The organism is Agrobacterium sp. NPDC090283 (assembly GCF_044769685.1).
GTDB lineage: Bacteria > Pseudomonadota > Alphaproteobacteria > Rhizobiales > Rhizobiaceae > Agrobacterium.
The window spans coordinates 267,526-280,135 of record NZ_JBIVYG010000003.1 but is presented as its reverse complement, the minus strand read 5'-3'; the positions used below and the strand labels follow the sequence as shown (position 1 = coordinate 280,135).

The following is a 12,610-nucleotide window of genomic DNA, read 5'->3' as shown; positions in this document are numbered from 1 at the left end:
CCTATTGCATGGCGCGTCTGCGATAGCGGTTCAGACGGCGGCGGCGTGATCCGCAAACACGTGCCGAATGGTCCGTCGCGACCATTCGGCCATTTTTTCGTGACGCCCGCGCTCGGCATCCAGCACGATCAGCGCCTTCCACAGTGCCCAGCCGCGCCCGCGCTGCCATGCAGTCTCATCCAGATCAAGCGCCCGGCGAAAAACGGCGCGGCTTTCGGCATCAAGCACATTCCATGCGAGAATAAGATCGGACGACGGGTCACCCACACCGGAACTGCCGAAATCGATAACGGCCGACAGGCGGCCGTCCTGCACCAGCAGATTACCTTCGGCAATGTCGCCATGCACCCACACGCCCTGCCCCTGCCAATGGCTCGAAAGCGCGAGCTGCCATATCTCCATGGCCAGCGCCTGATCCACCTCATCGGAAAGGCGCATCGCCGAGGCCCGCGCTTCTCTATCATAAACCGCGAGCGAACCGCCGCGATGAAAGTTATGCGCACCGGCCCGCGGACCGTCTGAAGCATCGATGTGATGCAGCGCCTTCAAAAACGCCGCAACATCACCGGCTATGGCCGAAAGATCGATGCTGTCCAGATGCCGGGCGAGAGGTTCGCCCTTTAGCCAGCGATAAACGGACCAGCAGAACGGATAAGTTTCGTCCGGCCGCCCCAGCGCCAATGGCACCGGGATTGGGGAAGGCAGAAACGGTGCAAGGATCGGCAACCACCGATGCTCCTTCTCCACCTGCGCCACATAGCGCTCAGCGCTCGGCATGCGGACCAGCATATCGTCACCCAGGCGAAAGCTGCGATTGTCCCAACCGCTCAGTTCCACCGGCTGAACATTGAGCGCCGCCCATTGCGGAAACTGGCTGGCGATCAGCGCCCGGACCTGCTGAGCGATGACAACGATACGGTCATCCATGATGCACTTCCCCGTTGCGGGCGCAAACCTCTGGCGGTGCAAGACAACACGGCGATGACGGCATATCAGCCGCCGATCAGCGCCAGCCACTCATCCTCGTCCATGGTTTGAACGCCCAGTTCCGTCGCCTTGGCAAGCTTGGAGCCCGCTCCCGGTCCTGCGACGAGAATATCGGTCTTTTTCGAGACGGAACCGGCCACTTTCGCGCCAAGGCTTTCGGCGCGAGCCTTCGCCTCGTCACGAGTGAATTTTTCCAGCGAGCCGGTGAAAACCACGGTCTTGCCGGCCACCGGGCTGCCTTCGGTCGAAGGCTTTTCAGCCTCCTTCGGCTGCAATTCGCGTATCAGCCGGTCGATGACATCGAGATTGCGCGGTTCCTTGTAGAACTCGATGATGGCGCGGGCCACGACCTCGCCAATGCCGTCGATACTGTTGAGTTCGGCCCAGGCGTCGCTTGCCAGATCCGCCGCCGCCTTCATGCTCTCTTCGAAATGGTCGTAGGTGCCATAGGAGCGCGCCAGAAGCTTCGCCGTCGTCTCGCCCACATGGCGGATGCCGAGCGCGAAAATCAGGCGATGAAGATCGATCTCGCGGCGGGCATCGATAGCATCGAACAGCTTCCTGACGCTGACCTTGCCGAAACCATCGATATTTTCGAGCTTGGTCAGATGGGATGCTTCCTGCCGCGCCTTCAGCGTGAAAATGTCAGGCGCGGTCTTGATGGAGAGTGCCGGATCGTCGCTTTCGAAGAAGAAATCGATCTGTTTGGTGCCGAGCCCTTCGATATCGAAGGCATTGCGCGAGACGAAATGTTTGAGATGCTCCACCGCCTGCGCCCGGCAGACGAAACCGCCCGTGCAGCGCGTGACCGAATCGAGCTTGCCGGTCTTTTCATTGCGCTCCCGCACCGCATGGCTGCCGCAGACCGGACATTTCTCCGGGAACGCATATTTCACCGCCTCGGCCGGGCGTTTCTCCAACAGCACGTCCAGCACCTGCGGAATGACATCGCCGGCACGCTGCACGATGACCGTGTCACCGATGCGAATGTCATGATCCTCAGGGCGAATGCGCTCACCGCTATTGCCGATGCCTTCGATATAATCGGCATTATGCAGTGTCGCATTGGTGACCACGACACCACCGACGGTGATCGGGGTAAGACGTGCCACCGGCGTCAGCGCGCCGGTGCGTCCCACCTGGATTTCGATATTCTCGACCGTGGTGAAAGCCTGTTCGGCCGGAAATTTATGCGCGGTCGCCCAACGCGGGCTGCGCGAACGGAAGCCCAGCCTTTCCTGCAGATCGAGCCGGTCGACCTTATAGACCACGCCATCGATATCGTAATCGAGATCGGGCCGCGCGATGCCGATTTCATTATAATGCTCAAGCAATTGTTGGGCGGAGGTGAATCGCTTCATCAGCGGGTTGACCGGAAATCCCCACTCCCGGAACTTCTCGACAATGCCATATTGCGTATCGGCAATCCGTGCCGGCTGACCGCCATTCGAAACCTCACCCAGGGCATAGGCAAAGAACCGCAGCTTGCGTTTCGCCGTCACATTGGCGTCGAGCTGACGCAGCGAACCGGACGCCGTGTTGCGCGGATTCACATAGGTCTGCTTGCCTTCCGCCTCCATCTGGGCGTTGAGCGCCATGAAGTCGCTCTTGGCCATATAGACCTCGCCGCGCACCTCCACCACATCGGGCGCATCGGCAGGCAGGCTATTCGGAATTTCCTTGATGGTCATGATATTGGCGGTGACATTTTCGCCCGTTGTGCCATCGCCGCGCGTCGCCGCTGTCTTCAGCCTGCGATTCTCATAGCGGATGGACATGGAAAGTCCGTCGATCTTCGGCTCGGCGGTAAAGGCGATGGAATCGTCGGGCAGATGCCCGAGGAAACGATAAACCGAAGCGGCGAAATCCCGCAGATCCTCTTGCGAAAACGTATTGTCGAGCGACAGCATCGGCCGCGCATGCACGATGGGTGCGAAGGTCGGAAGCGGCGTGAAACCGACTTTTTTCGACGGGCTGTCGGCCCGCACCAACGCCGGGAAAGCCGCCTCGATGGCATCGTTACGCCGCTTCAGCGCGTCATATTCCGCATCTGAAATCTCCGGCGCGTCGTTGCCGTGGTAAAGCGCGTCATGGCGCGCAAGCTCAGCCGCCAGAAACGCAAGCTCGGAAGAGGCTTCAAGCTCGGTGAGGTTTTCGACGGATTTCTGGTCTTTCGACATGACGGCCTCTTTTCGAAATTACCGAACGCTTTTAGCCGAAATAAAACACAATAAAAACAGGTTTTGCCGTTGGACTCACAAGCCCAATCCGTCCGCGCAGCGCAGTCGGCAGCCGTCAGTCCTTGGCGGCCAGCAGCCGCGCCGCCGCAGCCCTCGCCTCGTCCGTCACCGATGCGCCGGCGAGCATGCGGGCGATTTCTTCGGTGCGGTGTTTCGGCTCCATCGTCGCGACGCGGGTGGCGATGCGCTCGCTGCCGTCGCCGGATGGACCCTTGGAAATGAGAAGATGGGTCGCCGCCCGCGCCGCCACCTGCGGCGCATGGGTAACGGAGAGAACCTGCACGGTCTTCGACAGGCGCCGCAGCCGCTGGCCGATGGCATCCGCCACCGCGCCGCCGACACCCGTATCGATTTCATCGAACACCAGGGTCGGTGCCGAACCGCGATCCGCCAGCGCCACTTTCAGCGCCAGCAGGAAGCGGGACAATTCGCCACCCGAAGCCACTTTCATGATCGGGCCGGGGCGCGTGCCCGGATTGGTCTGGACGTGGAATTCCACCGTGTCGATACCATCGGCCGTCGCCTGCTCGGGATCGGAGGTCACCTCGACGGTAAACCGCGCCCGTTCCAGCTTGAGCGCCGGTAATTCTGCCATGACAGCATTGGAAAGCGCATCCGCCGCATGGCGGCGTTTATCGGAAAGCGACTGGGCGGCCCGGTCGAAATCGGCCTTCACGACGCCGAGATTTGCTTCCAGCTTGCCGAGCTTTTCTTCACCGGCATCGAGATCGGCGAGATCGGCCACCATTTTTTCGGCAAGAGCCGGCAGGTCAGGCACGGCGACATTATATTTGCGACCGGCGGCGCGCAGCGCAAACAGCCGCTCCTCCACCCGCTCCAGCTCACGCGGATCGAATTCGGTGCGACGCAGCGCCGCCTCCACTTCCATCTGCGCGTTGGAGAGGCTGTCGAGCGCGGCATCCAGCAATTGCACGGTGTCTTCCAGCAGCCCGGGCGCTTCGTGGCTCTTGCGCTCCAGACGCCGCATCATCGAAGCGATGACAGGCACGGGCGAGGCATTGCCGTTCAGGAATTCGCTGGCCTCGGCGATATCGCCGGCAATGCGTTCGGATTTCTGCATCACCGCCCGGCGCTCGGCCAGTTCTTCCTCTTCACCATCCCGTGGCGAGAGTGTCTCCAGCTCCTCGACGGAAGAACGCAGGTAATCCGCCTCACGGGCGGCGGCCTCCACCTTGGCGCGATGCGTCTTGAGCGCACGCTCGGCATCCTTCCAGGTGCGGTAAAGGCCCTGAACGGTACGGGCTTCATCGCTCAGCCCGGCAAAGGCATCCAGCAGCGTGCGGTGGGCATCGGTGTCGACAAGCGCGCGATCATCATGCTGGCCATGGATTTCGACCAGCAATTGCCCGAGCTGGCGCATCATCTGCACGCTGATGGCCTGATCGTTGATATAGGCCTTGGTGCGCCCGTCCGAGGATTGCACCCGGCGGAAAATCAGGTCGCCATCGTCATCGAGACCGTTTTCGCGCAGAAGAAGCCGTGTCGGGTGACTGTTCGGGACTTCGAACGTGGCGGTCACCTGCCCCTTGTCCTCGCCATGCCGCACAAGGCCGCCATCGCCGCGGCCACCAAGCGCCAGCGAAAGGCTGTCGAGAAGAATGGATTTGCCGGCGCCCGTTTCACCCGTCAACACGGAAAGGCCCGCCTCGAAACCGAGGTCGAGCCTTTCAATCAGGACGATATCGCGAATCGAGAGCTGGACCAGCATGGCCTATGCCCCGTCTCAGGCGCCGATAAGCTTCTTGCCGGCGCGCGAAATCCAGGACCCCTTGTTTTCCCGCGGTTCCAGCCCACTGCCCTTCAGCAGCTTGTAGGAATCCGAATACCATTGGCTGTCAGGATAGTTGTTGCCGAGAACGGCGGCAGCGGTCTGCGCCTCGTCCACCAGGCCCATCGCATAATAGGCTTCCGTCAGACGCGCCAGCGCTTCCTCGATCTGGTTGGTGTTCTGGTATTGCTCGACGACGATGCGGAAACGCGAAACGGCGGCGAGATATTCCTTGCGCTCAAGGTAATAACGACCGACCTGCATCTCGCGGCCGGCGAGCTGGTCGCGGGCGAAACGAATCTTGGCCTGCGCGTCGGCGACATATTCCGAATCGGGATAGTCGTTGACGACCTTGTTCATCGCCTCGACGGTGCGCTGCGCTGCGCGCTGATCCTGTGTCACGTCGGAAATCTGCTTCGAATAGGCAAGGCCTATCATGTACTGAACGTAGGCCGCATCCTTGGAGCGCGGATATTGCCGCAGGAACCGGCTGCCGGTCGCAATGGCCACATCGTTCTTGTTTGTGCGCGTGGCGATGAAGGTCTGCATGACAAGCGCCTTCTGGCCCCATTCGGTGAAGGGATATTGCTTGTCGATCGCCTCGAACTTGCGCGAAGCTTCCGTCATGTTGCCGGCGTTCATGTTGGCAAGCCCCTGCTTGTACAGAACGTCAGGCGGATCGGTCTCGACGCCGAGCTTGGTAATGTCGATATCCGGATCGGACTGGCAGGCCGTGACGGCGACACTCGCGCCGACCAACAACAACGAAACGGCGATCCCCCGCATCGTACCCTTCATCGCACCAGACCCTACATGCTTCATTCGACAGTTCCCACTTCCCGCGCAAATACATAAGCATCGGCTTTGCACTGGCGTTCTAGCCATAAAAGCATCCGCAGGGCAACGCAATGATGACGCATTAACGCATTTTTATGGCATCGACCCGTGCAATCGCATGAATATCAGACGATATAACGCAACTTCTTGTTCGCATCACAAAAAAGCCGCCCCAAAGGGAGCGGCTTTTTCTGTCAATTGATAGCCTGCGAACAAACTCACGCAGACCAGGGTGCGAATTCCGGCATGTTGACCGCAACGAATTCGCGGGCGCGCACCATCTGGTGGCGGGCGGCCGGCGCTTCGACGATCTCATAGGCGGTGCGGTCGCTCAAAAGCGCCTTCAGCGCATTCGCATTGACCTTGTGACCGCCGCGATAGGAGCGGTAGCAGCCGATGAACTGCGCGCCGGCAAGCGCCAGATCGCCCACGGCGTCCAGCGTCTTGTGACGGACGAACTCGTCCTTGGCGTAACGCAGGCCTTCCATGTTGATGACGCTGTTGTCGTCGGAGATGACGACCGAATTCTCAAGCGAGGAACCGAGTGCATAACCGGCAGCCCACAGACGCTCCACGTCACGCATGAAGCCGAAGGTGCGGGCGCGCGACAGCTCGCTCTTGAAGCTCTCCGCGGTCAGGTCACCCTTCCAGGACTGCCTGCCGATCAGCGGCGTATCAAAATCGATATCGACCTCGAAGCGCGTGCCGTCATAGGGGCGGAACTCCGCCCAAGAGGCACCCGAATCGATACGCACCGGCTTGATGACGCGAATATAACGACGCTTCACGCCGAGGTTCTTGATGCCGACCGACTCGATCGCTTCGATGAAGGGCGCGGAGCTGCCGTCCATGATCGGCGCTTCCGGACCGTCGACTTCAACGACGAGGTTGTCGAGGCCCATGGCGTAGATGGCAGCCATGACATGCTCGATCGTCGCCACCGACTGGGAAAGCGAACGGCCGAGCACGGTGCACAGGTCGGTATTGCCGACATTGGCCGAAACCGCCTTCAACTCGGTAACGCTGCCATTGTCATGAAGGCGATGGAAGACGATGCCCGTTCCGGCTTCTGCGGGCTGGAACGTCATCGAAACCGGATTGCCGGAATGCACGCCAATGCCTTTAAGCTGAACAGCATGGGCGATAGTTGTCTGAAATCCGAGCAGTCCGATAGTCATGCGTATATGCCTTGTTTTGCAAACCGCGCCGCCTGGCGCCGTTCAAGTTTTCAAGCCGGTTTTGGCAACCGGCCAAGTCCGTATTTTCCCTTACCCAGCCTCATACATACGCACATGTAGGTGCCACGACAAATCACTGTTCGTTTCGGATTGTTACACGCGTAAACCTTTGAAAAGGCGAATTAATTTAGTGTTAATAACGTAAAATAAACAAAACGCCCGGATCGTGAAACCCGGGCGTTTGAAGAGGCGGATGGAATCGCTCTTAGTTGGACTGGCGGCGCAGGAAGGCCGGGATTTCCAGCTGGTCGTCGTCGTGATGGCTGGACGATGCAGGCGTTGCACGACCGTGGTCGTCAAGCTGGCCACGACGCGGCGCGTAGAGGCTGGCTTCCGGCGAAAGCGGTGCGCGGCGCTGCTGCGGAGCCATGCTCGGCGCATCCATCATGTCGGAGGGAACTTCTTCTTCTTCGCGGCGGCCAAGCGAGTTGGTGATGCGCTTCAGAAGACCCATCGGGCCACGCTCTTCCTGGGCAGCAGGAGCAGCGTGGGTGCGATGGTCCAGCTCGGCTTTGACGACCGGCGGGAAGTCTTCGACCTTCGGCATGCGAACCGGCTCGGGCTGGCGGGCAACCGGTGCGGGTTCCTGATAGACCGGAGCCTGCGGCTGCTGCATGCGCGGTGCCGGAGCGGCGACCTGTTCCGGAGCATGATAGACCGGTGCCGGAGCAACCGGAGCCGGAGCGGCCTGCTGAACCGGCTGGGCCGGACGAAGGGCCGGTGCTTCAGCCGGAGACGATGCGAACAGCTTGCTCTGCGGACGGAAGTCCTGGGCGGGCTGCTGGTGCGCGGCAAAACCGAGTTCACGTTCCATTTCAGCTTCCGCCGAACGGATGGTCTGGGCGATCGGGTCTACGGCCTTCGGTGCCTGCGAGACTGCTGCAGGCTGTACTGCGGCCGGAGCGGAAGCAACGGCCGCGGAAGGACGGATAAGCGGCTTGGCAACGGCAGCTGCGGCGCGCATATCGGCGATGTTCTGCTCGCCAACGCCTGCAACGCGATCGATGCCGGTTGCAACGACGGAGACGCGGATGAGACCTTCAAGCGCTTCGTCGAAGGTCGCGCCGAGGATGATGTTGGCATCCGGATCGACTTCTTCGCGAATGCGGGTAGCCGCTTCGTCGACTTCGAACAGGGTAAGGTCGCGACCGCCGGTGATGGAGATCAGCAGGCCCTGCGCACCCTTCATCGAGGTTTCGTCGAGCAGCGGGTTGGCGATTGCCGCTTCCGCAGCCTGCATTGCGCGGCCCGGACCGGAAGCCTCGCCCGTACCCATCATCGCGCGGCCCATTTCGCGCATGACCGAACGGACGTCGGCGAAGTCGAGGTTGATGAGACCTTCCTTCACCATCAGATCGGTGATGCAGGCAACGCCGGAGTAGAGAACCTGGTCGGCCATGGCGAAGGCGTCGGCGAAGGTCGTCTTGTCGTTGGCAATGCGGAAGAGGTTCTGGTTCGGAATGACGATCAGCGTATCGACGGACTTCTGCAGTTCCTCGATGCCCTGTTCGGCAAGACGCATGCGGCGACCGCCTTCGAAGTGGAAAGGCTTGGTGACGACGCCGACCGTCAGGATACCCTTGTTGCGGGCAGCCTGTGCAACGACCGGGGCAGCACCGGTGCCGGTGCCGCCGCCCATGCCGGCGGTGACGAAGCACATGTGGGTGCCGTTCAGGTGATCGATGATCTCATCGATGCATTCTTCAGCGGCGGCGCGGCCGACTTCCGGCTGGGAACCGGCGCCGAGACCCTCCGTGACGTTGACGCCGAGCTGGATGACCCGATCCGCCTTCGTCATGGTCAGAGCCTGCGCATCCGTGTTGGCGACAACGAAGTCGACGCCCTGGAGGCCGGCCGTGATCATGTTGTTGACAGCGTTACCGCCACCGCCACCCACACCGAAAACGGTAATGCGTGGCTTCAGCTCGGTGATATCAGGCTTTTGCAGCTGTATCGTCATTTTACCATTCCTTCTTTCTCTGGCCGCATCGCCCCGCTGGCCGATTCTTGAAAACTCAACTCTGAAACCTCCGGCTTACGCCACGAAGCCACTCAAAAACTCTCTTTCAGCCATTGCCCCACCCGGGCTATCCGGCCGCTACCGTTACCAAACGGCGAGAACATTCCGCCTTGCGCCGCATGAATTTCGATATCTGCCACCTGCGGATAGATCATCAGTCCGCAGGCGGTTGAAAATGCCGGTCCCTTCGCCGCTACCGGAAGACCGGCCACGCCCATCGGGCGGCCGATACGAACGTTGCGGGCGAGAATGCGCCGTGCCGTTTCCGGCAGCCCCGTCAGCTGGCTTGCGCCGCCGGTGAGGACCACGCGCTTGCCGACAATGGGGCTGAAGCCGGACTTCTGGATACGATCACGGATCAATTCCAGCGTCTCTTCGATACGCGCCCGCACGATGCGGGTTACAAGGGCTCTTGAAACCTGCGATGGTTGATCGCGATCATCTTCGCCAATCGGCGGGATCGAAATCATGTCGCGCTCATCCGCGCCATTCAGCAAAGCCGAACCATGCACCACCTTCAGTCTCTCCGCATCTTCGATTCGTGTCGAGAGGCCACGTGCAAGATCTGTCGTAACGTGATGGCCGCCAAGGCCGATCGCGTCGGTGTGAATGAGCCGGCCTTCGGCGAAAACCGAGATCGTCGTGGTGCCACCGCCCATGTCGATGGCCGCGCAGCCGAGTTCGACTTCGTCATCCACCAGCGCCGCAAGGCCGCTGGCGTAAGGCGTCGCCACCATGCCTTCGACGGACAGATGCGCGCGGTTGACGCAAAGCTCGAGGTTCTTCAGCGCCGTGCGCTCCACGGTCACCACATGCATGTCGACGCCGAGAAGATCGCCATACATGGAGAGCGGATCGCGAATGCCGCGCTCGCCATCCAGCGAATAACCCGTCGGCAGCGAATGCAGGATCGCCCGGTCCTGACGCATGGACTGCTGGCTTGCAGCCACCAGAACCTTGCGCAGATCGCTTGCTTCCACTTCCTGGCCGCCGAGATCGATGCTCGCGGTGTAGATGTCGCTTGCCAGCCGTCCAGCGGAAACATTGACGATCAGGCTGTCGACGGTGAGACCCGCCATGCGCTCGGCCGCATCGACCGAAAGACGGATGACGCCTTCCAGCGCGTCGAGATCGGCGATCACGCCTGACTTCACGCCGCGCGAGCGCTGGTGGCCGATGCCGATAATTTCGACCTTGTGGGTGCGGCCGGGCAGAATTTCGCTTTCCTGACGCGGCGTCAGCCGGCCGATCATGCACACGACCTTGGTCGAGCCGATGTCCAGCACAGAGACGATGTGGCTGCGCTTGGAGGAAAGCGGCTTCAGGCGCGGCAGACCGAAATGGGAAGAACCGAAAAAGCTCATGTGTTCTTCTCCGCCTTCTTGAGAGCCTTGGTGCGCGCATCGACGGCGGTCTGGCGACGGGCCGTGGCGCCTTCGGTCAGCTGGATCGTGGTACGGTCGGCCAGTCGGAGATCGACGGCGGCGACATCGCGCGACAGAACCTTTTCCTCGAGATCAAGCCGCGCCAGCAATTGCAGCGCCTGCGGCAGGTTTTCTTCCGGCAGCTTGACGACGATGCCGTTATCGAGATGCAGATCCCAGCGGCGGCCGGCAATGCGGACATAAGCGCGGACACGGTTGCGGATTTCCGGCCAGTCGGCCAGCTGCTCGACGAAACCGGCGGCACCCGTTTCCGCGTCGCGGCCGACGAACAGCGGCAGGGCGGCGAATTTATTGTCCCGCAGCGGCGCGATCACGCTGCCGCTTTTTTCGATCAGCGACAGTTCCGTTCCATGCTGCCAGATGCCGAAGGCCTGACGCTCCTTCAGCCGGACTTCCACGGTCTTGGGATAGACCTTGCGAATATCGACATCTTCCACCCAGGGAAGCTGGACCAGCTTGCGGCGCGCCGCATCGATATCGAGCGCGATCAGCGAGGTGCTGCCATCGAGGCCGAGAAGCTGGAAGACATCGATTTCCGAAGTCTGCAGATTGCCGGAAACCTTAACGTCCTCGACCGCAAAGCCCGCGGCCGATGTCGTGGTCTGGGTGACGATATTGGTGTGGCCGCCGAGCGACATGCCGTAAAGCCCGGTCACCGCGTAAAAGGCGATGGCAGAAATCGTGCCGGTATGGGCAGGAATATGAATGCGTCCGGTCGCAAGGCTGACACCGAAACGCACGAAGCGACGCAGCGGACGCGGCAATACCATGCGGTCGTCGGCGCTGGCTGCCGCCGCGAATTGTTCGCGCTTTTTTGCCGTCGACTTTTTGCCGGTCACCGCAAACACGAAGCGTCCTCCACCATCCAGCTGACAAGGTTACCAAAGGAGCGGCCAGCATGGGCCGCCATTTCCGGCACCAGGGAGGTCGGCGTCATGCCCGGCTGCGTATTCACTTCAAGCCAGATAACTTCGCCATCTTCTGAGAAACGGTCGTCGTAACGAAAGTCTGAACGGCTTACGCCACGGCACCCGATCGCCTGATGCGCCATAACCGCCAATGTTTGAATCTTTTGGTAAATTTTCGGTGAAATTTCTGCGGGAATGACATGTTTCGAGCCACCGGCCGCGTATTTCGCATCGTAATCATAGAAATTGTGACCAAGCGGCACCACTTCGGTGACGCCCAGCGCCTGGCCGTCAAGCACGCCACAGGTCAGTTCGCGCCCATGAATGTAGCGCTCGACCATGACCTGATCCCCATAACGCCATTCCGACGAGGTGAGAATCTGCGGCGGATGCGACTGGTCTTCCTTGACGATCACGACACCGAAGCTCGATCCCTCGCGCACCGGCTTCACCACATAAGGTGGCGCAAGCGGATGTTCGCTGGTGAAATCGAAGCGGTTCATGACGCGCTCGGCAGCAACCGGGATGCCGGCGGCAGCAGCAACCTTCTTGGCCTGCGCCTTGTCCATGGCAAGGGCGGAAGCCAGCACGCCGGAATGGGTATAGGGAATGGCGAGATATTCGAGAATGCCCTGAATGGTGCCATCCTCACCGAAGGGGCCGTGCAGTGCATTGAAGGCGACATCCGGGCGCAACTCATCGAGTACGGCAGCGACATCGCGCCCCACATCGACACGGGTGACCTTGTAGCCCTCGCCCTCAAGCGCGAGCGCGCAGGCATTGCCCGACGACAGGCTGACCGGCCGCTCCGACGAAAACCCACCCAAAAGAACAGCTACGTGCTTGCCGCTCATGAAACCCTCTGACACCAACTCTCCGTTACGAACCACGCCCGAACCGACCGAATTAAGCGGAGGGTGATTCTGGCACATGATCCTTGAGATCAGTTAAACGCCATTAAGGTTAATGAATCGTTTACTTTCGTTAACCGCCGCGCCCAACATGCCGAGTTCCGTTAAAGAATCAGCATCGATCCGGATTCCCTCCTTGGAATCAGAGAGTTGCGCGGATTGCAACATGCAGGTTTTCAATGATCGGAAATAAAACCGCCCTGGCGGGTTCGCCGCTTCGCGATGAAGGCAAGGT

9 protein-coding genes are annotated in these 12,610 nt (G+C 60.8%); all 9 read right to left on the bottom strand.

The genetic code is table 11. From position 1 onward, the window contains the following. Window positions 1–30: 30 nt before the first annotated feature. The 9 genes from ACIQUH_RS06805 to ACIQUH_RS06765 all read right to left on the bottom strand — a co-directional run bounded on the left by ACIQUH_RS06805 (window position 31) and on the right by ACIQUH_RS06765 (window position 12,318). Window positions 31–927 carry an aminoglycoside phosphotransferase family protein gene (locus tag ACIQUH_RS06805; protein WP_400813320.1) on the bottom strand — a complete coding sequence of 299 codons (897 nt, stop codon included), beginning with the start codon at window positions 925–927 and terminating at the stop codon, window positions 31–33. 65 nt (window positions 928–992) lie between these two features. Further along, window positions 993–3,167, bottom strand: coding sequence for an NAD-dependent DNA ligase LigA (gene ligA / locus ACIQUH_RS06800; protein WP_400813319.1), 2,175 nt, complete (start codon window positions 3,165–3,167; stop codon window positions 993–995). A 115-nt stretch (window positions 3,168–3,282) separates the two neighbouring features. Next, window positions 3,283–4,956, bottom strand: a complete 1,674-nt coding sequence (gene recN, locus ACIQUH_RS06795; RefSeq protein ID WP_400813318.1) for a DNA repair protein RecN — start codon at window positions 4,954–4,956, stop codon at window positions 3,283–3,285. 15 nt (window positions 4,957–4,971) lie between these two features. After that, window positions 4,972–5,838, bottom strand: coding sequence for an outer membrane protein assembly factor BamD (locus tag ACIQUH_RS06790; protein WP_400813317.1), 867 nt, complete (start codon window positions 5,836–5,838; stop codon window positions 4,972–4,974). 233 nt (window positions 5,839–6,071) lie between these two features. Then, window positions 6,072–7,031, bottom strand: a complete 960-nt coding sequence (gene lpxC / locus ACIQUH_RS06785; protein ID WP_400813316.1) for a UDP-3-O-acyl-N-acetylglucosamine deacetylase — start codon at window positions 7,029–7,031, stop codon at window positions 6,072–6,074. A gap of 265 nt (window positions 7,032–7,296) precedes the next feature. Next, on the bottom strand, window positions 7,297–9,051 hold the full coding sequence (gene ftsZ / locus ACIQUH_RS06780; protein ID WP_400813315.1) for a cell division protein FtsZ: 1,755 nt from the start codon (window positions 9,049–9,051) through the stop codon (window positions 7,297–7,299). 92 nt (window positions 9,052–9,143) lie between these two features. After that, window positions 9,144–10,475, bottom strand: coding sequence for a cell division protein FtsA (gene ftsA, locus ACIQUH_RS06775; protein WP_004442783.1), 1,332 nt, complete (start codon window positions 10,473–10,475; stop codon window positions 9,144–9,146). Beyond that, complete coding sequence (locus ACIQUH_RS06770; RefSeq protein ID WP_400813313.1) at window positions 10,472–11,404, bottom strand: cell division protein FtsQ/DivIB; 933 nt, start codon at window positions 11,402–11,404, stop codon at window positions 10,472–10,474. Before ACIQUH_RS06770 ends, ftsA begins: the two co-directional genes overlap by 4 nt. Further along, entirely contained in the window at window positions 11,392–12,318 is a 927-nt protein-coding gene (locus tag ACIQUH_RS06765; protein ID WP_400813312.1) for a D-alanine--D-alanine ligase, read from the bottom strand. Before ACIQUH_RS06765 ends, ACIQUH_RS06770 begins: the two co-directional genes overlap by 13 nt. Window positions 12,319–12,610: the final 292 nt, after the last annotated feature.